At 63.2% G+C, this 21713-nt stretch carries 22 protein-coding genes; 15 read left to right on the top strand and 7 right to left on the bottom strand.

All coding sequences use genetic code 11. The features are described 5' to 3' along the window. Positions 1-5 precede the first annotated feature (5 nt). Complete coding sequence (locus tag SNL23_RS21220; RefSeq protein WP_318303402.1) at positions 6-1046, top strand: LacI family DNA-binding transcriptional regulator; 1041 nt, start codon at positions 6-8, stop codon at positions 1044-1046. A gap of 61 nt (positions 1047-1107) precedes the next feature. Then, positions 1108-1734 (top strand): TetR/AcrR family transcriptional regulator, encoded by a 627-nt coding sequence (locus tag SNL23_RS21215; protein WP_076016076.1) that lies wholly within the window; start codon positions 1108-1110, stop codon positions 1732-1734. Positions 1735-1846: 112 nt separating this feature from the next. Here SNL23_RS21215 and SNL23_RS21210 read toward each other — a convergent pair whose 3' ends face one another. After that, positions 1847-4600: a beta-glucosidase gene (locus SNL23_RS21210; protein WP_318303400.1), complete on the bottom strand. Its 2754-nt coding sequence runs from the start codon at positions 4598-4600 to the stop codon at positions 1847-1849. A 508-nt stretch (positions 4601-5108) separates the two neighbouring features. Here SNL23_RS21210 and SNL23_RS21205 point away from each other — a divergent pair. The 12 genes from SNL23_RS21205 (at position 5109) to gspD (ending at position 15322) form a co-directional block, all read left to right on the top strand. Further along, positions 5109-5336, top strand: coding sequence for a hypothetical protein (locus SNL23_RS21205; RefSeq protein ID WP_076016050.1), 228 nt, complete (start codon positions 5109-5111; stop codon positions 5334-5336). A gap of 94 nt (positions 5337-5430) precedes the next feature. Then, entirely contained in the window at positions 5431-7155 is a 1725-nt protein-coding gene (gene gspE / locus SNL23_RS21200) for a type II secretion system ATPase GspE (RefSeq protein ID WP_318303416.1), read from the top strand. Further along, positions 7152-8354, top strand: coding sequence for a type II secretion system inner membrane protein GspF (gene gspF / locus SNL23_RS21195; RefSeq protein ID WP_318303398.1), 1203 nt, complete (start codon positions 7152-7154; stop codon positions 8352-8354). The genes gspE and gspF overlap by 4 nt, the downstream gene beginning before the upstream one ends. A 20-nt stretch (positions 8355-8374) precedes the next feature. Further along, on the top strand, positions 8375-8800 hold the full coding sequence (gspG, locus tag SNL23_RS21190) for a type II secretion system major pseudopilin GspG (protein WP_076016052.1): 426 nt from the start codon (positions 8375-8377) through the stop codon (positions 8798-8800). Further along, a complete protein-coding gene (locus SNL23_RS21185) occupies positions 8800-9231 on the top strand; it encodes a type II secretion system protein (protein WP_318303397.1) in 432 nt (143 codons plus the stop codon). The genes gspG and SNL23_RS21185 overlap by 1 nt, the downstream gene beginning before the upstream one ends. After that, positions 9228-9599 (top strand): prepilin-type N-terminal cleavage/methylation domain-containing protein, encoded by a 372-nt coding sequence (locus tag SNL23_RS21180; RefSeq protein WP_167663820.1) that lies wholly within the window; start codon positions 9228-9230, stop codon positions 9597-9599. The genes SNL23_RS21185 and SNL23_RS21180 overlap by 4 nt, the downstream gene beginning before the upstream one ends. After that, positions 9596-10228, top strand: a complete 633-nt coding sequence (locus tag SNL23_RS21175; RefSeq protein ID WP_076016055.1) for a prepilin-type N-terminal cleavage/methylation domain-containing protein — start codon at positions 9596-9598, stop codon at positions 10226-10228. Before SNL23_RS21180 ends, SNL23_RS21175 begins: the two co-directional genes overlap by 4 nt. Continuing rightward, complete coding sequence (locus SNL23_RS21170; protein WP_318303394.1) at positions 10225-10947, top strand: type II secretion system minor pseudopilin GspK; 723 nt, start codon at positions 10225-10227, stop codon at positions 10945-10947. The genes SNL23_RS21175 and SNL23_RS21170 overlap by 4 nt, the downstream gene beginning before the upstream one ends. After that, positions 10944-11984, top strand: coding sequence for a type II secretion system protein GspL (locus tag SNL23_RS21165; RefSeq protein ID WP_318303392.1), 1041 nt, complete (start codon positions 10944-10946; stop codon positions 11982-11984). Before SNL23_RS21170 ends, SNL23_RS21165 begins: the two co-directional genes overlap by 4 nt. Further along, positions 11959-12570: a type II secretion system protein GspM gene (gene gspM / locus SNL23_RS21160; RefSeq protein WP_318303390.1), complete on the top strand. Its 612-nt coding sequence runs from the start codon at positions 11959-11961 to the stop codon at positions 12568-12570. The genes SNL23_RS21165 and gspM overlap by 26 nt, the downstream gene beginning before the upstream one ends. Beyond that, positions 12567-13091 (top strand): hypothetical protein, encoded by a 525-nt coding sequence (locus SNL23_RS21155; RefSeq protein ID WP_318303388.1) that lies wholly within the window; start codon positions 12567-12569, stop codon positions 13089-13091. The genes gspM and SNL23_RS21155 overlap by 4 nt, the downstream gene beginning before the upstream one ends. Beyond that, complete coding sequence (gene gspD / locus SNL23_RS21150; protein WP_318303387.1) at positions 13088-15322, top strand: type II secretion system secretin GspD; 2235 nt, start codon at positions 13088-13090, stop codon at positions 15320-15322. The genes SNL23_RS21155 and gspD overlap by 4 nt, the downstream gene beginning before the upstream one ends. 6 nt (positions 15323-15328) lie before the next feature. Here the strand turns inward: gspD and SNL23_RS21145 are convergent, their stop codons facing one another. From SNL23_RS21145 to SNL23_RS21120, 6 genes are all read right to left on the bottom strand, one after another. Continuing rightward, positions 15329-15904, bottom strand: coding sequence for an HD domain-containing protein (locus SNL23_RS21145; RefSeq protein ID WP_318303385.1), 576 nt, complete (start codon positions 15902-15904; stop codon positions 15329-15331). Between the two features lie 87 nt (positions 15905-15991). Then, positions 15992-16549: a helix-turn-helix domain-containing protein gene (locus SNL23_RS21140; RefSeq protein ID WP_318303384.1), complete on the bottom strand. Its 558-nt coding sequence runs from the start codon at positions 16547-16549 to the stop codon at positions 15992-15994. A 97-nt stretch (positions 16550-16646) separates the two neighbouring features. Next, entirely contained in the window at positions 16647-17309 is a 663-nt protein-coding gene (locus tag SNL23_RS21135; protein ID WP_318303382.1) for an RraA family protein, read from the bottom strand. Between the two features lie 25 nt (positions 17310-17334). Then, positions 17335-18672 (bottom strand): MFS transporter, encoded by a 1338-nt coding sequence (locus SNL23_RS21130; protein WP_256670826.1) that lies wholly within the window; start codon positions 18670-18672, stop codon positions 17335-17337. A 97-nt stretch (positions 18673-18769) separates the two neighbouring features. Further along, positions 18770-19999 (bottom strand): pyridoxal phosphate-dependent aminotransferase, encoded by a 1230-nt coding sequence (locus SNL23_RS21125; protein WP_318303381.1) that lies wholly within the window; start codon positions 19997-19999, stop codon positions 18770-18772. Then, complete coding sequence (locus tag SNL23_RS21120) at positions 19996-20652, bottom strand: RraA family protein (RefSeq protein WP_076016065.1); 657 nt, start codon at positions 20650-20652, stop codon at positions 19996-19998. The genes SNL23_RS21125 and SNL23_RS21120 overlap by 4 nt, the downstream gene beginning before the upstream one ends. 104 nt (positions 20653-20756) lie before the next feature. Here SNL23_RS21120 and SNL23_RS21115 point away from each other — a divergent pair, with 104 nt between their 5' ends. Beyond that, a complete protein-coding gene (locus SNL23_RS21115) occupies positions 20757-21641 on the top strand; it encodes a LysR family transcriptional regulator (protein ID WP_076016066.1) in 885 nt (294 codons plus the stop codon). Positions 21642-21713: the final 72 nt, after the last annotated feature.

The following is a 21713-nucleotide window of genomic DNA, read 5'->3' as shown; positions in this document are numbered from 1 at the left end:
CTCCCTTGAGCGAAGACAAACCCCGGAAACGCCGTGGCGCCGGCCGCGTCACCTTGAACACCGTGGCACGCCAGGCCGGTGTTTCAGCGATTACCGTGTCGCGCTATTTCAACCAGCCGGAGCAGGTCTCGCCCGAACGCCGCGAACGCATCGCCGCGGTGGTCGCCGAGCTGGGATACGTGCCCAATCTGGTAGCGGGTGGGCTGGCGTCGGCACGAGGCCGGATCGTCGCCATGGTGATTCCGAACATCTCCGGGCCGATCTTCGCCAATACCATCCAGGGCTTCAGCGACACCCTCAGCCGCCACGGCTACCAGTTGCTGCTGGCGTCCAGTTACTTCAGCGCCGAGCAGGAAGAAAACGCAGTACGCGCGTTCCTCGGCTGGTCCCCGGCGGCATTGGTGCTCACCAGCCGCTTCCACAGCGCGGGCACCGAGAAGATGATCGCCGAGGCGGATATTCCGGTGGTCGAAACCTGGGATTACCAACCCGAGCGGGAGCCGTTGCAGATTGGCTTCTCCCATTACGAGGTGGGCGTGACGGCCGCGCGCTACCTGCATGGCAAGGGGTATCGGCGCATCGCGTTCGTGCAGAACAGCGCGCCAGGGGACTTCAGTGCACTGGAACGCCGGGATGGCTATAGCGCAACCCTGCTTGAGCTGGGCATGCAGCCCTGGGTGTTCGCCCCGGACGCCGACCGCGCGCCCTTTGAGGCGGGCAAGCAAGCCATGCACGTGTTGATGAGCGCCGCCACACCGCCCGACGCAATCATCTTCGCCAATGACAACCTCGCCGCCGGTGGCTTGCTGGCGGGGCAACGGGCGGGGCTGAAAATCCCCGAGGATTGTGCGGTGCTCGGCTTTGGTGATTACCCGTTTGCCGAAATGCTTCTGCCGAGTCTCAGCACCATCAAGCCGCCCGCCCTGGAGATTGGGGTGCTGGCGGCGACGCGGGTGCTGGAAAGCCTGGGCGTGTTGCCGGTTGAGGACGAGGTGCAGCGCTTGAACCTGCTGGAATGCCGCTTGATCGAGCGCGAGAGCGGCTGAGGTTTATTTGCGGCGCCTGGCCATTTTGGATACGGTGCAGGCCTGCCAAAAGGACCTGCCAATGACCGAGCCACAACCCGCTACCGCGCCCAGAACCCGCCGTGCGCCCAAAGGCGAAAAGCGCCGGGAAGAACTGTTGGACGCTGCTTTACAGGTGTTTTCCATGGAAGGCTACAGCGGCGCCTCGATGGCGCAGGTGGCGGCGATCGTCGGCATCTCGGTGGCCGGCCTGCTGCATCACTTTCCCAGCAAGATTTCGTTGTTGATGGGCGTGCTGCAACGCCGGGACGAGGTCAATCAGCGGATTGCCGATGAGGTTCGGGCCGAGAAGTCATTGTCCGGGTTGCTCGGCAGCCTGCGGGCGATCAACCGCTCCAACGCGACAGCGCCGGGGGTGGTGCGGGCTTTTACGATTCTGAATGCGGAAAGCCTGCTGGACACCCATCCGGCCTGGGGTTGGTTTCAGGAGCGCTATGCGGGCATTCATCGGCGCATGCACGGGCAGTTTGCAGACCTTGTGGCCATGGGCGAGGTGCGCGCCGATGTGGACATCGCCGGGCTGGTGGAAGAGATCCTGGCCATGATGGACGGCTTGCAGATCCAGTGGCTGCGCTTTCCCGATCAGGTGGACCTGGTGGCGCGTTTCGATACCTACATCGCGCGGGTCGATGCGGCCATACGCGCGTAAATAATGTAGGAGCGAGCTTGCTCGCGAAGGACGTCAACGATAACGCGGGCATCCTGGATTAACGCGGTGTCTTTGCGTTTTTCGCGAGCAAGCTCGCTCCTACAGGTTTTTATCAGTTACCCACAGCACTGCCCTGGCTGCTGTCATCCGAGGTGTCGTAGCCGTCACCGTCGCTGGTGCCGGAGTCACCCTGGTTCTGATGCAGCACACCACCGGTCTTGACCGTTGGCAGCTCACGCAGCGTGGAGTTGAGCGCCGAGCGTGGCAGCGGGTTGCTGGTGGTGGTCGACAGTTCCTGGCGGAACGGGTTGACCAGCTTGGCGTTCAGGCGAATGTCCTGGGACGAGGCGCCGACCGACAGGTTGAAGCTGTCGGCGTCCACCACCCATTGCTTGCTCGCCACATCGAAGTACGCCAGTGAGCGGTCGTTGAGTTCGATGGTCACGCGCTTGCTCTCGCCGGGCTTGAGGAACACCTTCTTGTAGCCCTTGAGTTCCTTCAGTGCCCGTTCGACTTTCGGGTGGTTCTGGCCCACATACAGCTCGGCGACTTCAGCGCCCGCCACCTTGCCGGTGTTGCTCAGGTCGAACGATACCTTGATCGGCGCGCCCGCCACCGCGACACCGGGTGTCACGCTGATGTTGCTGTAGCCGAAGGTGGTGTACGACAGGCCGTAGCCGAACGGGTAGAGCGGCTTGATGCCTTTTTTCTCGTAGCCGCGATAACCCAGGAACAGGTCGTCCTTGTAGCTCATCTGCGTGAGGGTTTCCTGATTGTCGAATTTCGGGAAAGTCGCGTAGATCGGGTTGTCTTCGATATTGCGCTCGATGCTGATGGGCAGCTTGGCCGATGGATTGACCTTGCCCAGCAAAATCTCCGCCAGGGCCTGGCCGCCGTTCTGCCCCGGGTAGAACGCATGCAGCGCCGCCGGCACCTGGTCGATCCAGTCGCTCATCTTCAGCCCGGTGCCACCGTGCAGGGTGACCACGGTGTTCGGGTTGACCTTGGCAATGCTCTGGATCAGCAGGTTCTGGTACTCCGGCAAATCGAAGCTGTGGTCGAAGCCTTCACCTTCGTACTCATTGCTGTTGCCTGCCGCCACCAGCACCGCGTCGTACTGGGCCAGGTCCTTGGGCGCCACCAGCGAGGCCCAGCTCATTTGCACGCCCACCAGGCCGCCCATGGTCGAGAGGTAGCCTTTGCGGCGCGAGTACTCAAGCTTGATGTCCACGGCCTTGCCGGCTTCAAGATTGACCTTGGCGAACACCGGAATCGTCGGCGGGATGCTGTTGTTGGGCAGTGGGTTGCCGTCGCCATTGTCGAGCACTTTCTGGCCATTGACGTACAGGCGCACGGCACCGTCGGCGCGCACCTTGAACACCTGTTCGCCGCTGACGGTCGGGGTGATCTGGCCGCTGTAGCGGATCGACGTGGCGGCGGTGTCGCCATTCACCGGCAGACTGTCGGTGGACCAGTCGAGGTCGACATGGTTGTCGGTGCGGGTGGCAGCCGGGTCGCCGGACCAGTTGGCATTGCTGAAGAATTCGGTCTTCAAGCCCTTGACGCTATTGCCGTCGTTGTCGGTGTGGGTCCAGTTGGACGTCGTCTGGTCCAGGGACAGCCCGTCGATGAACTCGACCTTGGCGTTCGGCGCCAGTTGCTGCAGGCCACTCAGTTCACTGATGTAGTTGGCGGCCATCACATTGGCGCTGCCGAATCCGGTGGGCGGTGCGTATTTGGCCAGGTTGCCGACCACGGCGATGCGCTTGACCTTCTTCGCGTCCAGGGGCAGCAGGCTGTCCTGGTTTTTCAGCAGCACGATGCCTTCGCGGGCCGCATTCAACGCCACGCGGTTGCTGGTTGCGCTGTTCATGTTATGGGTGGTCAGCGGCGCCTTGCTGTCGAATTTGTACAGGTAGATCTGCTTGAGGATGCGCCGCACCTTGTCATCGATGGTCGCGCCGGCGAGTTCGCCACTGTCGAGGAACGGCTTGAGTACAGTGCTGTTCATCTGGTAGCCCATCATGTCCAGATCGGTACCCGCCTGTGCCGCCGGCAAGCCGTTGACCACAGCGTTGTAGTCACTCTGCACAAAGCCCGGATAGCCCCATTCGGTCTTCAGGATGTCGTGCATCAGGTGCTTGTTCTCGCAGGCGAACTCACCGTTCACCTTCTGGAACGAACACATCATCATCGCCACTTTGCTGTTCTTCGAGGCGGATTCGAAGGGCGGCAGGGTCATTTCCCGCAGCACCCGTTCGCTGATGGTCTCGTCGAGGTGAAAGCGGTTGCTTTCCTGGTCGTTGGCGGCGAAATGTTTGGCGTTGGCCCATACCCCGCGTGACTGGATACCATTGATCACCGCCGGCCCCAGGCTGGCGCCAAGGAATGGGTCTTCACCGGACAGGTACTCAAACGCCCGGCCGCTGTAAGGCATGCGGTACAGGTTCACCCCGGGCCCGGTGACGAATTGATAACCGCCGCTTGCGGTGTCGTAACCCAGGGCACGGCCCAGGTCGATGGCGCGGCGCGGGTTCCAGCTGGCCGCCAGGTTCGGGCCGGAGGGGTACACCACGCCCTGGTCGTTGCCTTCGCTGGTGTAGCGCACACCCACGCCACCGTCGGCGCCATGAATCTGCGGCACGCCATACTGAGTCAGCGGCTTGACGTCCCAACCACCGGTGCCGCCGATATAGGCGAGTTTTTCTTCCAGGGTCATCTTGGCCAGGGTCTTGTTTGCGGCCTTTTCGGCACGGTTTACCCGCGCTTCATCGAGGGCGGGGCTGGTGGCCGCATGCACCTGGGACACAGCGAGCGCCAGCAGGGCGAATGCCGACTGCGCACCGATCATTTTGCGTTTACTCATGGGACTCTCCGACAACTGATTATTGATAGCTGGGTGCCGAGAAGTGCATTTCGTTGTGCACGCTCGTCACTTTTTTACGGGCAATAGTTCACCTTTGTCGCAACTTTTTGCCGATGGCTAATTGCGATTACGGGGCGGATTCCGCAGTTTTAAAAGTGTAATAATTGAACTAGTTATTGTTTTGAGTAGTGTCTATGCGATATCACGAGATGGCATTTTGAACCGCTAAAACGCCGTAATTAAGTCAATTCTTGCCGTAAAATGTCAAACGAAAGCTAATATCTGCGTAAAATAAGAAATATTTTCTTACGTTTATGAACTTAGATTAAACCTACTAGTCGATTGGTTTAAGGAAATATGCGCAGTCATGGCTAACTAGTGGCGTTCGCCAGTAGTTCTAAATGGCCATAATCCAAATGGGCTGTAATACAAAATGCTTTGGTGTAGGGTCTTGACCTTGTCAGGACCGTGCCTGGGCGATTGATTGTTTTTTATCTGGAGAAAGTTGATGAAGATTTCCCTGTTGAGTGCCGGTGTTGTACTGGGCGTTGCACTAAGTGGTGCGGCAATGGCCGTCGAGTCGACGGACGCTGACGCGAAGTCCGGTGCCGCCGATTCCACGGTGATCACCCAGGCCCACGATGCCAAGGCGGCGAAGAAGCAGAAGGCCGAAACCACCAAGGGCGGTCGCCCGCTGAGTAACAGCCAGGCGACTGCGCCAAAAACTTCCAACTAAGGTTGGATGCACCTGTTTCCGGGCGCCTTACCAGCAGGCGCCACGGCAACAGGTTTTTTAAATAGCCCCTCAGATTTCGCAGATGCCCCAGCCCATGCCGTCCACGCCCATCGATGCTTGCCGAATGCAGATTCCGGATACCGAACAGGTGTGCGCATGGCTGATGCAGCAGGCCGGTTTGAAAACCGTCGACCTGGAACGCGCCCGACGGTTATCTCAGGAGTCCGACGACCCTGAACTGCTCGGCCTGCTGACGCGTCTGGGGCTGGTTTCCGAAGTGGAGCTGGCGCGGGCCTGGGCCGATTTGCTTGGCGCTCCGTTGCTGCTGGCGGACGCCGCACCGCCCGTGCTCGATCCGCTGCCGGCGCTGACCGAACGCTTCATGCGTCATTACCAGGTGGTGCCGGTGGGCTGGAGCCACGGCGGCTTGCGTGTGCTGGCGGCCAACCCGGCGCTGCTGTATCCGTTCCAGGCCCTGGCGTATGCGTGCGGCGTGCCGGTGTGGTTGGCGGTCGGGCCGCGCAACGAAGTCGAAACCCTGATCGAGCGCTACTACGGCCAGGGCCGTTCGGCCATGGGCACCCTGATCGAAAACCTCGACGAGCAGGGCGGCGCCCTGGAAGACATCGAACACCTCAAGGACATGGCCTCCGAGGCGCCGGTGATTCGCCTGGTCAACCTGATCCTGCAACGGGCCGTGGAGCACCGTGCTTCGGACATCCATATCGAACCCTTCGAAAACCAGCTCAAGGTGCGCTACCGCATCGACGGTGTGCTGCATGAAGCCGAAGCACCACCGTCGAGTTCTTCGGCGGCGGTGATTTCCCGGGTCAAGATCATGGCGCGCCTCGACATTGCCGAGCGCCGCCTGCCGCAGGACGGTCGGATCATGTTGCGCATTCAGGGCAAGGAACTGGACCTGCGGGTGTCCACGGTGCCCACCAGTTTTGGTGAGTCGGTGGTGATGCGCCTGCTGGACCGCCAGACCGTCCAGTTCGATTTCCAGAGCCTGGGTTTTGATGGCCAGCGCCTGGAAACCTTTCTGGAGGTGCTCGAGCGGCCTCACGGCATCCTGCTGGTCACCGGGCCCACCGGGTCGGGTAAAACCACCACGCTCTATACCGCGCTGTCGCGGCTTAATACCGCCGAGCGCAAGATCATCACCGTCGAAGACCCGGTGGAATACCAACTGGAAGGCATCAACCAGATCCAGGTCAAGCCGGCCATCGGGCTGGACTTCGCCGGGGCGCTGCGCTCCATCGTGCGCCAGGACCCGGACGTGATCATGATCGGTGAAATCCGCGACCTCGAAACCTGCCGCATCGCCATCCAGTCGTCCTTGACCGGCCACCTGGTGCTCTCGACCCTGCACACCAACAGCGCGGCGGCGAGTATCACGCGCCTGCTGGACATGGGCGTAGAGAGCTACCTGATCGCCTCGACCGTCAACGGCATCCTCGCGCAACGCCTGGTGCGCCGCCTCGACCCGGCGACCCGCGAGGCGTTCGAAGCCCCGCCGGAACTGATCGAGGAACACGGCCTCGACCGCTTCACCGACCAGCGCCCGATCCTGCTTTACCGGCCTCGCGCCAACGCCCCCGGCGGCGGTTACCACGGCCGCAGTGCAATCACCGAATTGCTGGTGATGAATGACGAACTGCGCAGTTTGTTGATGCGCCAGGCGGATGCCGCGACCCTTGAACAAGCTGCCCGCCGCGGTGGCCTGCGTACCCTGCATGAAGAGGGTCTGCGCCAAGCCGTGGCGGGTGTCACGTCCCTTGAAGAAGTGCTGCGCGTCACCCGTGGAGAGGGCGCGTGAGCCTGTTCAAATACCGCGCCCTCGACAGCCAGGGCACCGCGCAGAACGGCACCCTCGAAGCCAAGGACCAGGCCGCCGCCGTCGCCGCGCTGCACAAGCGTGGGCTGCTGTTGTTGCAGATTGATCCCGCCAGCGCTCAGGGGCTGCGCAACGCTTTCGGGCGCGGCCATTTGAATGGCGCGGCGCTGGTCAGTTTTACCCAGCAATTGGCCACGCTGCTCGGCGCGGGCCAGCCGCTGGAACGCTCGCTGGGCATCCTGCTCAAGCAACCCGGCCAGCCGCAAACCCGCGCGTTGATCGAGCGCATCCGCGAGCACGTCAAGGCCGGTAAACCCTTGTCGGCAGCGCTGGAGGAGGAGGGCAGCCAATTCTCGCCGCTGTACCTGAGCATGGTCCGCGCCGGTGAGGCGGGCGGCGCGCTGGAGAACACCCTGCGCCAACTCAGTGACTACCTGGAACGCAGCCAGTTATTAAGAGGCGAGGTGATCAACGCGTTGATCTATCCCGCCTTTCTGGTCGTCGGCGTGCTCGGTTCCCTGGCGTTGTTGCTGGCCTACGTGGTGCCGCAGTTCGTGCCGATCTTCAAGGACCTGGGCGTGCCGATTCCGCTGATCACCGAAGTGATTCTGGGACTCGGCCAGTTCCTCGGCGCCTATGGCCTGGCGGTGCTCGCCGGGTTGATCGTGACTGTCTGGGGCCTGGCGGCACGCCTGCGCAACCCTCGACACCGTGAAGCGTACGACCGGCGCGTGCTGGGTATCCGAGTTATAGGCCCGCTGTTGCAGCGGGTCGAAGCCGCACGCCTGGCACGCACCCTTGGCACCTTGCTGAGCAACGGCGTGGCGTTGCTGCAAGCGCTGGTGATCGCTCGCCAGGTCTGTACCAACAGAGCCTTGCAGGCACAAGTGGCCCAGGCCGCCGAGTCGGTGAAAGGCGGCGGCACCCTGGCCAGTGCGTTTGGCAGCCAACCGCTGCTGCCGGACCTGGCGCTGCAAATGATTGAAGTCGGCGAACAGGCCGGTGAACTGGACAGCATGCTGCTCAAGGTCGCCGACGTGTTCGACGTCGAAGCCAAGCGCGGCATCGACCGCCTGCTCGCCGCCCTGGTGCCGTCCCTGACCGTGGTCATGGCGGTGCTGGTGGCGGTGATCATGCTGGCGATCATGCTGCCGCTGATGAGCCTGACCAGCAATATATGAAAACCCGAGGAAGCAAGCCGATGCGCCATACCCGTTTCAAACCCGCCCGCCGCCAAGGCGGTTTCACCTTACTGGAAATGCTCGCGGTGATCGTGTTGCTGGGGATCGTCGCCACCATCGTGGTGCGCCAGGTAGGTGGCAACGTCGACAAGGGCAAATACGGCGCAGGCAAGGCGCAACTGGCCAGCCTGAGCATGAAGATCGAGAGCTACGGCCTGGATGTGGGGTCGCCGCCCAAGAGTTTGCAGCAACTGGTCGAGAAATCCGGCAACGCCGCCGGTTGGGCCGGGCCGTACGCCAAGCCCTCAGACCTCAAGGACCCGTTCGGCCATGCCTTCGGCTATCGTTTCCCCGGTGAACATGGGGCCTTCGACCTGATTTTCTACGGTCAAGACGGCCAGCCCGGCGGCGAAGGCTACAGCGCTGACTTGGGCAACTGGGAATAATGCAGGCCCTCCAACGCGGCTTTACCCTGCTGGAGATGCTGGTGGTCATTGTGTTGATCAGCATCGCGGCCGGGTTGGTGGGATTTGGCCTGCAACAAGGCCTGCGGGTTGCCAAAGAGCGTCAGGCGGTTGGGCAGATGGTCGATGCCCTGCGCAGCACGCGGGCGCGGGCGATTGTCAGCGGCACCTCGGCCAGGACCGTATTCGACCTGGCCCAACTGAGTTTCCAGGCGCCGGGGCGACCGCTCAGGCACTGGCCGGCCGACCTGCAAGTGACCCTGCACACCGCCGAGCAAGCAGGCTCTGCGGTGGAGTTTTACCCTGACGGCAGTTCCACCGGCGGCAACCTGTTGTTGGCCAATGGCTCGCGGCGTTGGCGCATCGATATTGGCTGGCTGACTGGCAGCGTGCAGTCCAAGGCGTTGCCATGAATCGCCAGTCGGGTTTCACCTTGCTGGAAATGCTTGCTGCACTGACCCTCATGGCCATTTGCAGCACGGTGTTGCTGGTCGCTTTCGGGCAGAGCGCGCGCTCGTTGTTGCAGGTCGCCCACAGCGACCGCCTGACCCATGCCGCCTTGAGCGTGATGGACCAGGAAGGATCCGGCCCGCTGGCAAGCGGCACTCGCCAGGGCAGCCTGGGCGACGGCATCGATTGGCAATTGACCATTGCCCAGCAGCCCACCCGTATCGGCCAGCCGCGGTTGTTTCGCCTTGACCTTACCGTCAGTGAGGCCCGGCGCCAGGCCCATTTCAGCACCTTGAAATTGCGCGCTGTCACCGACAGGGCTGGCCCGTGAATCAGCGTCAACAGGGCTTTACCTTACTGGAAATCATGATCGTGCTCAGTTTGCTGGGTGTGTTGCTGACGCTGGTGGGCGGCGCGTTGCTGGGTGCCAACCGCGCGGTGCTCAAGGCCCAGCGCTACACGGTCAGCCTCGATGAAATGCGCGCCGCACAACAGTTTTTGCGCACCTCTATCAGCGAGGCGCTGCCGCTGGACGTGACTGAGGACGACAGCCAAACCAACGGTTTTTTTGCCGGATCCGCCCAACGCCTGCAATTCGTCGCGACCTTGCCCGGTGTGCTCGGTGGCGGTATCCAGCGCTTCACTTTGCAGTTAACCGGGCCCGAGGAGCAGCGCGATTTGCAAGTGGCGTTCGCGCGGTTTGAGTCCAGTGCCCAAGTGAGTGTGCCGGCCACCCGCAGCGAGCCGCAGGTGTTGCTGAAGAACGTCGAGGATCTGCAATTCAGCTATCGCGGCGTGTCGCCCAAGGGCCAGGCCACCGGCTGGATCAGTGACTGGCCGTGGACCAAACGCTTGCCTTATGCAGTGCGCATTGCGGCGCGCGTCAACGGGCCGGTGCCGTGGGTGACCCAAGTGGTTGCCCTGCGCCTGAACCTGTCCAGCGGAGCATCAGACCAATGAAGCGTCAGCGCGGCGTTGCACTGCTGCTGGTGCTGTGGGTGCTGGCATTGCTCAGCCTGCTGCTGGGCGGCCTGGCCGGTTGGGTGCAACTGGAAAGCCGCCAGGCCCTGTGGCATCGCCAGCACACCCAGGCGTTGCTGGCGGCGGAGGCGGGCGTGGCGTTGGCCATGCAGGCTCTGGCAGACCCGTTGCAGCGCAAACAATGGATTGCCGACGGCCGCGAAATGCCCTTGGTGTTTGATGACGCACAGCTGCTCGTGAGCCTGCACAGCGAGCGCGGCAAGCTGTATTTGAACAGCGCCGAGGCGGCCGACTTTGCCCGCCTGGCCCTGGCTTGCGGCGCCACCCAGGCCCAGGCCAGCCGGCTCGCCAGTGACCTGGAGGTACGGCGCAACGAAGGCCTGCCGCCGTTCCGTGTGGTGGAAGAACTGCGGCAATTGCCCGGCATGATCCAGGCGCTGTACAGCCGGCTGGTCCCGGAAATCAGCTTGTGGAGTGGCCTGGACCGGCCCGATCCTGCTTTCGCCAGCCCATTGATGCGTCAGGCGTTGAACCTGCCCCGGCAGAGCGCGACGGGCGCCGACCCCGGTGATGTGCTGGTGATCGACAGTCGCGCACAACGTCCCGGCGGCTATCACGCCCGGTTGCAAGCCACGGTGTTATTGAGCTCCGCGCAAGGCAGCGCACAACCCTATCGAGTCCTACGTTGGCAAGAATGAACGAACACTTATCCGCACGGCTGCAAGTGCTGGTGGCACCTTTCGCCCAGCGCTGGCGCGGCAGTGTGCTGCAATTGGGCTGGCAGCTGTGGCTCAAGGAGCTGCATGGCTGCCTGCCGGACTGGTTGTCGCTGCATGACATCCCCGAGCATGTCTACCGCTGGCCGTTGACGGCGCCCGTGGAACAGCTCACCGGCGAGGCGCGTGGGGTGCTGGTACTGCCACCCTCGGCGGTGCTGGTGCAAACCGTGCAATTGCCCCCGGCCGCCGCGCGTAACCTGGCGACGGTGGTGGGTTATGAGCTGGACCGTTTTACCCCGTTCGATGCCGCCCAGCTGTACTTCGTCGTGCGCCAGGAGCGCCGTACACCCACGCACTTGCAGGTGACACTGGTGGCGATCCTGCGCGAGCGCCTTGACCCGATGCTTGATGAATGCGCGGCCCTTGGCTTGCAGCCCCATGCCGTGGATGTGGCCGACGGGGTCGGGCTGATGGGTATCGACCTGCTGCCGGCGCCATTGCGTCCGCGCCAGCGTCCGGCCGGGAAGGGTTTGCAACGCAGCCTGCCGTGGCTGTGCGGTGCCTTGCTGATTGCGGCGATGCTGCTGTGGCTCAACGACCGGCAGCGGGTGCTCGACGTGATGCATGCGCAGGTGCAGCAGCAAAAAGCCCAGGTTGCCGAGATCCAGAGCCTGCGCCAACAACTGCTCAACACCCGTGGCGCCGCGCAGTACCTGATCCGCCGCAAATCGGCACAACCGCCACTGGCCGCGCTGCTGAATGAGCTGACCGCGTGCCTGCCCGCCGACACCTGGATCGACCAGTTGGAGGTCAATGACGGCGCCGACGTTTCCTTTTCCGGGCAGAGCGCCAAGGCCAGCGCCTTGATCACCCGGATCAAGGCCTGCCACAGCCTGGAAAACGCCCAGTTCGAAGGGGTGATCCAGCCCGATGCGCAAACCGGCAAGGATCAGTTTTCCCTGCGCGCCCACTTGCACCAGGAGGCCGCCGATGCGCCGACCACTGACACCCCGTGAACGTCGCGGCGCGGCCTTGCTGATCCTCGCGCTGGTGCTGGGCGGCGGTTACTGGCTGCTGATCGACAGCTGGTTCGCCGGGCCATTGCGCGACATGGGCGAGCAAGCAGAACAGCTGCGCGAACAACAGCAACGCTATGCCGGCCTGTTGCACCAGGGCGCCGCCTTGCGCGAGCAACTGGAGCAAGCCCGCCAGGACCCGGCCAGCAGCACCAGCCTGTTGCCGGGAGATGACCCCAGCGCCGTGGCGGCCGACCTGATGCAACGCATCGCCGACCTGATCAGCAGCCGCGCCAGCTTCGGCGGCGGTTGCAGCCTGACCCAGCGCATGCCCATCACTCCGGAGCAGGACGACACCGAGCCCTATCGCCAGGTGAAAGTCAGCCTGACCCTCAACTGCGCCATCGAGCCCCTGACCGCGATCCTGCATGAACTGGAGTACCAGCGACCGTTCCTGTTCGTGGATGAAATGAGCATCCGCCGGGCCCCTAATGCCCCCGCCAGCGGCGGTGCCGGAAAGCTGGTGGTGCACCTGTTGGTGCGCGGTTATCTGCAACCGGCAGCGGCCAAGCAGGCCCGCCGATGATCAATTCATTGCGCCCTCTGGAGTGGGGATTGCTCGGTGTAGCCGGGCTGCTGGGCCTGCTGATGGTGGGCATCTTGAGCAGCATCGGCGATGCGCCCCAGTGGCTGGATGAGCCAGCCTCCGCTACGCGCGCCAATGCTTCGGCCAAGGTTCATGTGGCCCCAAGTGCGACCCTGGAAAGCCTCGCCGGCACCTGGCAGGCGCCGCTGTTCAGCCCCGACCGTAGCCCCGATGCCGCCGTGGGCCAGGCCGAGATCTCCAGCCTGTCGAGCCTGAAGCTGACCGGCGTGCTGCTCGACGGCGACCTTCGCGTCGCGCTGCTCAAACCCGCAGACGGCCCGCCACTCAAGGTCCACCAAGGCCAGACCCTGCCCAACGGCTGGCGCCTGGAACACCTGACACCGCTGCACGCCCGTTTTGTGCTGGACGGCCGCACGCAAACCCTGAGCCTCAGCGTCCTGCGTTTGCCGCCGCCGTCCACCACACCCCCGATTTCCCTTCCTCACGAGCCCGCCCCTTGATCGATACTTCCCCTCGCGCCTTGCGCACCACCGTGTTTTGCCTGGCCACCGCCGTCGCCCTGGGCGGCTGTGGGTCATTCCCCGATCACCTCGACCCGGACGATGCCTTGCTCCACGAGGCGATGCAGGGCACCGGTTCGCAACGGCCCGCCGTGGACCCGGCCAGCGAGTCGCCTGCGGCTGAAAGTCGCCAACCCCAGGCGCCCACGCCGCCCCAGCGCCAGTTGATTCGCGGCAACCAGCAGTTCGTGCGTCAGCCCGCACCGGCGCCGGCGGTCAAGGATGAAGCCAGTGGCGACATCGTGTTCAACTTCGCCGACCAGCCGATTGAAGCGGTGATCAACAGCGTCATGGGCGACCTGTTGCACGAGAACTACAGCATCGCCCAGGGGGTGAAAGGCAACGTAAGCTTTTCCACCTCAAAGCCGGTGAACAAGAAACAGGCGTTGTCGATCCTTGAAACCCTGCTGTCCTGGACCGATAACGCAATGATTCGCCAGGGCCAGCGCTACGTGATCCTGCCCGCCAACCAGGCGGTGGCGGGTAAGCTGGTGCCGGAAATGAGCGTGTCGCAACCCTCCAGCGGGCTCTCGGCGCGGCTGTTTCCGCTGCGCTATATCTCGGCCACGGAAATGCAGAAACTGCTCAAGCCGTTCGCCCGGGAAAACGCGTTCCTGCTGGTGGACCCGGCGCGCAATGTACTGAGCCTGGCCGGTACGCCGGATGAACTGGCCAACTACCAGGACACCATCGACACCTTTGACGTCGATTGGCTCAAAGGCATGTCGGTCGGGGTATTCGGCTTGCAGCGGGCCTCGGTGGCCGAGTTGATGCCCGAGCTGCAAAAGATGTTCGGCCCTGACAGCGGCATGCCTCTGGCGGGCATGGTGCGGTTCCTGCCGATTGAGCGGACCAATTCGGTGGTGGCGATCTCGTCCCAACCGCAGTACCTCAGCGAAGTCGGCGACTGGATTCATACGATCGACGAAGGCGGCGGCAACGAGCCGCAGATGTACGTCTATGACGTGCGCAACATGAAGGCCACAGACCTCGCCAAGTACTTGCGGCAGATCTACGGCAGCGGCGCGATCAAGGACGATACGCCGGCCAAGGTAGCGCCGGGTTTGCGCACCGCGACCTTGTCCTCACTCAACACCAGCGGCGGCACCTCGGGTGGCCTGAACAACAACGGCAATAACGCGGGCCTCAGCAACAACAACCAGGCCGGCGGCGACGACGAGGATCAGGCCCCGAGCGCCAACGAAGACAGTGAAAGCGCAGAGCAGGGCGCCGCCGACGGTACTGCCGCCAAAAGCCTCGACGCCGGTACCCGGATCACCGCGCAAAAAAGCAGTAACCAACTGCTGGTACGCACCCGACCGGTGCAGTGGAAGGAGATCGAATCGGCGATCAAGCGCCTCGACAACCCGCCGCTGCAAGTGCAGATCGAGACGCGCATCCTCGAAGTCAAACTCACCGGCGAACTGGACCTCGGGGTGCAATGGTACCTGGGCCGCCTGGCGGGCAATTCCACCAGCACCACGGTGGCCAATACTCCTGGCAGCCAGGGCGCGCTGGGCGGTGGCGGGGCGGGATTGGGCGCGGATTCGCTGTTCTATTCCTTCGTCAGCTCCAACCTGCAAGTGGCCTTGCATGCCCTGGAAACCAACGGCCGCACCCAGGTGCTGTCGGCGCCGTCGCTGGTGGTGATGAACAACCAGCCGGCGCAGATCCAGGTGGGCGACAACATCCCCATCAGCCAGACCACCGTCAACACCGGCAATTCCGACACCACTTTGAGCAGCGTCGAATACGTGCAAACCGGGGTCATTCTCGACGTGGTGCCGCGCATCAACCCGGGCGGCCTGGTGTACATGGACATCCAGCAACAGGTCAGCGATGCCGAGAACCAGACCACCAACAGCAGTGACACGCCCAACAACCCGCGCATCTCCACACGCTCGGTGTCCACCCAGGTGGCGGTGCAAAGCGGCCAGACCGTATTGCTCGGCGGGCTGATCAAACAGGACAACGCCGAGAGCGTCAGTGCGGTGCCGTACCTGGGGAAAATCCCGGGGCTGCGCTGGTTGTTTGGCAACACCAGCAAGTCCAAGGATCGCACCGAACTGATCGTGCTGATCACGCCGAGGGTGATTACCAGCAGCAGCCAGTCGCGGCAGGTGACGGATGACTATCGCCAGCAGATGCAACTGTTGCGGCCGGCGAACTAGTTCGCGCTACCGGTTGAGAGTCTGGATTTTTGCTTCTGTGTCCTGGTCGATGATCTCGCGCAGCGTCTGGAAAATCGGCTCGGCGCTGGTGTGTTTCTTGCCGTAGGCCAGATTGAAGGCGTAGTCGAAGTCGGGCGGGTTCAGGCCCTGGTTGTGTTGCAGCAGGGTCTCCAGCTTGTCCAGGGCCTTGACTGCCTTGGCCTCGGCAGACCGGGCGTTTTCGTAGTCGTCCCACAGGGCCAGAATGTCGGCTCGCAGCGGTTCATCCAGTGCCCGGGTCAACAGCAGCAGGTCGTCGTGTTCTTGCTGGCTCTTGTTGGGGAACTGCGCCTGGTTGACCGCCGGGATGTCGCCGTGGATGGCCTCTCCCAGGTCGTGGACTACGCACATCTTGAGAATTTTCAGCAGGTCGAGGCCGGCCAGCTCATCCCCGAAGGTAATTGCCATCAGGCACAGGCGCCAGCTGTGTTCCGCGGTGCTTTCGGTGCGGCCGGAAGAGGTATGCGCGCTTCTGAGCACGTCCTTGAGTTTTTCCGCTTCGCGCAGGAAGTCGAGGCGGCCCTTGAGTTTTTCGATGTCCATGAATCTGCCCCGGCAGGGTCGCGGTTAAGGATTCAAGACTAGGCGCGGTGGTGCGAAGCGTCCACGCATAAAATATGCGCCGGGGAGTTAGAGCGTCTCGACCAGCCGCGCGGCGGTGCCATCGCTCAGGGGGATGCGGGTCCAGCGGCACAGGCTCTGGCGGATCGGTACAACCGTGGAGTCGTTGGTGCCGGTGATGAACTCCAGGGCCGGCGGGGCGAGGCTGTCGCGCCAGCCCGAGTCATCCAGCGCGGACTCCATGCGCAGTATTTCCGGCGTCACGAAGCGCCACAGTGAATGCCCCAGAAGGTCCGCCAACGGGCTGCTGAACTCGGCGGCACGGGAGGCCGAGCAAGCCAGCAGACGATGGGTCAGGTCACATATCAGGTGCATCGGGCGCGGACTTTCCTTGACCAGCCGGGCGAGGGCCTGATCGGCGGCGGCTTTCAGGCGTGCGGCCAGCAACTGTTCAAGTTGTCGGTGCGCCGCAGGCTCCATGGCCTGCACGCCACTTTCCCAGCGGGAAATCGTCGACTGGGTGACGTGGAACAACTCGGCGGCGTGAGTCTGTTTGACGCGGTGCAGCAGACGCCATCGTCTCAACGCAATGCCGGGCAGGGCAGGCTTGAGCAACAGGTCGGACATTTTTCACATTCCGGGGAAGGCGGTGAGGGCGGGTAGTGTGAGGAATGCAGGGGCCGCTGCGCAAATCTGTTGGATCAGCGGAGCGGCCCGGTGCGTCTCAGCCCTTGCGTTGCAGGGTGTGATAACCCAGCACTGCCCGCGCTTCCCTCAATGATTTGCCTTCATCGAGCAATCCCCGGATACGTGCTTCCACCGCTTCAATCGAGCGCGCACAGGCTGCCACTTCATGGGCCCGCTCACGCGGCACGATCACCACGCCGTTGGCGTCGGCGATCACGATGTCCCGGGCGCACACCCGGGCCTGGCCGACGGACACCGGCTGGTTTACCGCTTCCACTTCAACCCGGTCCTTGCCGGTGCGCATGAACCGGCCCTTGGTGAACAGCGGGTAACCGTCGCCCAGGGCCTTGCTGACGTCGCGGCACACGCCATCAATCACCGTCGCGGCGATCCGCTGGCTGCCGGCGTACTGGGTCATGATGTCGCCCCACACCGTGCAGTCGGTGCGCCCGTCATTGTCGATCACCACCACATCGCCTTCGGCCACGTCATCGATAAAGTCGCCTACGGTGCCCGGCGGGGTGCTGGCGCTGACGTAGCGCACGGTGAAGGCCGGGCCGACCACCACCTGGCGATAGTTGTCCAGGGGCATGATTCCCAGGCACTGGCCGGGCAGGCCGAGTTTGTCCAGGGCATCGGACACGCCCGGGGTGTCCAGGCCTGCAAACAGGGCAACCAATTCTTGGTCTTGGGGCGACATGGGTAACTCCTCGTGGGGTGACAAATCAGGTCGGTTGGCTGGAGGCCGGGCGGGGCTCGGCAATGGTCAGCAAAATGATGAAGCTGATGAACGAGCCGATCGCCAGCCAGGCGAACACGTAGTTCCAGCCGTAGTTGTCCAGCAGCAGGCCGGTGATGAAGGGCGTGGCGGCGGCGCCCAACTGGCCGATCATGTTCACGATGGCGTTGGAGATCGGGAAGGTCTTCTTGGTGGTCAGGCCCATCGGGTAGACCATGTAGGACGAGAAGCCGAGGCTCAGCACCACGCCGGTCAGCATCAGCAGCAAGCCGTAGGGCAGGGGCTCGGCCGGTGAGTTGATCAGCAGGTACATCATCAGCGAGGTGCCGACCGCCGACAGCAACATGCCCGGCTTGCGGCGCCCGCCCATCAGGCGGTCCGAGCAGAAACCACCCAGCAGGTTGCCCAGCACCGCGCCCACCCAGGGCGCTGCCGAGACCAGGCCCATGTTCATGATCGAGAACTGCTTGACGGTCATCAGGTAGGTTGGAATCCACGCCAGCAACACGCTGGAGACGCCGAGCTGGAAGCAGTAGCTGGTGGCGCAACCCCAGATGTTCCACGACTTGAACACCTGGCGGTTGGTTTCCAGGGGTGTTTCATCGCGGGTGCGGATCACCCGGTCGAGCTTCTCAACCCAGGCCGGCGTCTTGTGTAAGCGGGCGGTCTGGCTGATTGCCGTGTCCTCGACGATGTACTGCAGTTCGGCCGGGTTGACGAAGCGGCTGCGGGACGGATGGTCAGTGACCAGGAAGTACCAGACTACCGCCAGCACGATGCCCGGGATCGCAAAGAAGTAGAAAATCTCGCGCCAGCCCCATACCGAAATGATCACGGCACACAGCGGCGGCACGATCACCGGCCCGAACTTCACGGCCGAGAGGAAGATCCCCGACGCCGTACCCTTTTCCCGTGCCGGAAACCAGTTGTTGATGGTGGTGGTCATGCTGATGGGCAGCGGGCCTTCGGCGATGCCCAGGCCCAGGCGATAGAGTTTCAGCGCCAGCAGTGAGCTGGCGGTGCCCACCAGCCCGGTCAACAGGGAGGTCAGCACCATGGCCCCCGGCAGGATCCGGCTGACGCCAAAGCGCCCGAAGGCAAAGCCCGACGGCAGTTGTGCCAGGGCGTAAGCCAGCAGGAACAGGCTGACCAGGCCGCCGGCCTGGGCATTGCTCATTTCAAATTCCTGGCGAATAAACGGCAGCGCCACACCGAGGTTGGCCCGGTCGGCGGCGGCCACGGTGTAGATCAGGAAAATCAGCGCCGCAACCACCCAGCGGTATTGGCTGCGCACAGCGGGTTTTATGACTTCAGGCATAGACATGAGGGCGGACCTTGTTGTTGTGAGTGTTGTCCTGTTCGGCCCCAATCTTAAGAAGGGCCGAACGCCACCATTAGCGATATTTATCTATGTGAATTCATCACTTTTTTTCTTCGGTCAGCAGGTGGCTGCAGAAGCCGCGGATTGCCTCGCACGCCTGGCGCAACGACGCATCATCCAGGGCATAGGCAATGCGGATGTAAGGCCCCAGGCCAAAGGCGCTGCCGTGGACCACGGCCACATTGGCCTCATCCAGCAGCGCCAGGGCGACATCTTCATCGCTGTGCAGTACCCGGCCGCCCGCCGAGGTACGCCCGATCAGCGCCGTGCAGGAGGCGAACGCATAGAACGCACCGGCGGGGCTGATGCACGTCAGGCCTGGCGTGTCATTCAGCAACTTCACCATCAAGTCCCGGCGCGCCTGGAACACCACGCGACTGTTGCGGATAAAATCCTTGGGGCCTTCCAGCGCGGCAAGTGCCGCTTGTTGCGAGACCGAGCAGGCGCCAGAGGTTTGCTGGCCTTGCAGCTTTTCCATGGCCTCCAACAACCAGCGTGGGCCGGTGGCGAAACCGATGCGCCAGCCGGTCATGGCGTAGGCCTTGGACACGCCGTTCATGGTCAATGTACGCGGTGCCAGCCGGGGTTCAACCTGGGCCAGGGTATGGAACACCTGGCCGTCGAAGATCAGGTGCTCGTAGATGTCGTCGGCCAGGATCAGCACCTGCGGGTGGGCCAACAGCACTTCGGCCAGCGCCCGTAGCTCGCCCTCGCTGTACACCGCGCCGGTGGGATTGGACGGTGAATTGAGGATCAGCCAGCGTGTTTGCGGGGTGATTGCAGCGGCCAGGGCCTCGGGTGTCAGCTTGAACCCACTGTCGGCATCGCAAGTGACGATGCGCGCTTTGCCGCCGCACAGTTGCACCATCTCCGGGTAACTGACCCAGTACGGTGCGGGCACGATCACCTCGTCGCCTTCATTGAGGGTGGCCGCCAGGGCGTTATAGATCACCTGCTTGCCGCCGTTGCACACGAGGGTGTCCTGCCAGGACACGTCCAGGCCGTTTTCGCGCCGGAACTTCGCTGCCACCGCCTCCCGTAGGGCCCGCGCACCGGCCACCTGAGTGTAGCGGGTATGCCCGGTTTCGATGGCCTGGATCGCAGCCTCGCGGATATGCGCCGGGGTGTCGAAATCCGGCTCGCCGGCACACAGCGAAATAACCTGCGCGCCTTGTGCCCGGCGTTCGGCGACGCGGTCCATGATGCGATAGGTGGCGGACGGTTGTGCGCTGGCCAGGCGCGGGTTCAGCCGCTGGATATCGGCGCTCATCGGGTGATCGCCTCAAACTGTGCGTCGTGCATCACCTCGACCACCGAACGCCCGCTGCGCACCGCCTGCACCATGCCGTCCTGGCGGCGGGCGATGCGCTCGCCCAGGTCCAGGACGTTTTCGATCACCGCCTGGGGCACGAACACCGTGCCGCAGGTATCGGCGATCACGTAGTCGTCCTCGCTGACGCTCACGCCAGCAACGTTGAGCGTCACGCCGGCGTCGAGCTGCACCACGCGGTTGCGCGCGCTGATCATGGTCACGCCCCTCCCGTACACCGGATAGCCGATGGCTTCGCTGCCGTCGATATCGCGGCTGAAACCATCAATCACCGTGCCGCGTATGTGTTTGCGCGCTGCGGCGTTGGCGATGATGTCGCCCCAGCAGGAAATGCCCTCGATACCGCCGGCAATCACCAGCACCCGGTCGCGGGTTTCGACCTGTTCGATCACCGGCGTGATCAAGTGCACGGTGGGGGCGATGTCGGACTTGGGGCCGAGCAGCACGGTACTGGCGCGGCCAACGATCTTCGGGCAGTTCCACAGCGGGCGCAGGCCCACGGTGGCGCCGGGCAGGCCGAGGAAGTCGAGGGCGTCGGACACGGTGTTGGTGTCCAGTGCGGCCAGGCGATCGAGCAAACGGTCAGGGGTCATGGGCAAGTCTCGGGTGACGGAGGCGGCCAGTGTCAGTGAGTGGCTATGATAGGTATATTACGAAGTTCAGAAGCCTTGCATACGCTTAACCTATGGATAAAACCATGATCAATTTTCGCCTGATTCGCCACCTCTGGTTGTTCCTTGCGGTAGCTGAAGAGCAGAACTTCGGCCGTGCGGCGAAGCGCCTTGGCATGTCCCAGCCACCGCTGAGCGAGCAGATCCAGGTGCTGGAACAGGCGCTCAAGGTCAAGCTGTTCGACCGCTCCCGACGCGGCGCAAAACTCACTCCGGTGGGCGCGGCGATCCTGCCGGCGGTGCGCAAGTTCGCCGAGCAGTTGGAGCGTCTGGAACTCGCGGTGGAGGAAGCGGTGGCGGGGCAGTCGGGGATGTTGACCATTGGTGCGATCTCCACGGCGATGTTTGATGTGCTGCCGGGGTTGATTGAGCAACTGAAGCTTGATTATCCGCAGCTCACCGTTTCGGTGCGGGAAATCGACAGCGTCGAGGCGTTGCCGGCGCTGGAGGCTGGGGATATCGACCTGGCGTTTGCCCGGTTGGATGGCGACCTTGGGGCTTCGGTGCAGTCATTGCCATTGACGGAGGACCGGCTGGTGGTGGCGTTGCCGGCGGATCACCCGCTGGCGAGCCGCACGCGCATCAGTTTGTCGAGTCTGGCTAACGAGCCGTTGGTGATGTTTTCGCGCAACGTCAGTCCGGTGTATTTCGACAATTTGATCGCTACCTGTCGTGCCAGTGGGTTTTCGCCTCGGGTACTGCATGAGGTGCGGTCGGTGGCTTCGCAGATCGCGTTTGTCAGCTATGGGCAGGGGATTGCGTTGGTGCCGGCGTCGTTGAAGAAGCTGGCGCCGGCTAATGTGGTGTTTCGTGGGTTGAGTCAGAAACTCAATGTGGTGACTACGGCTGTCGCGTGGAATACCCAGCGGCCGAATCCGGTGGTGGAGGCGGTGATTGCGCGGTTTCGCTAGGGGGTTGGGGTTGAGTACATATCCGTTATTTAGGTAACGGCCACTTAGGGTTCCGCTCTTACAGCGGGTCAC

It is taken from the genome of Pseudomonas sp. SED1 (genome assembly GCF_034044025.1).
Taxonomy (GTDB): Bacteria; Pseudomonadota; Gammaproteobacteria; order Pseudomonadales; family Pseudomonadaceae; genus Aquipseudomonas.
Note: the sequence above shows the minus strand (reverse complement) of the source record. Positions and strands in the feature narration are given on the sequence as shown.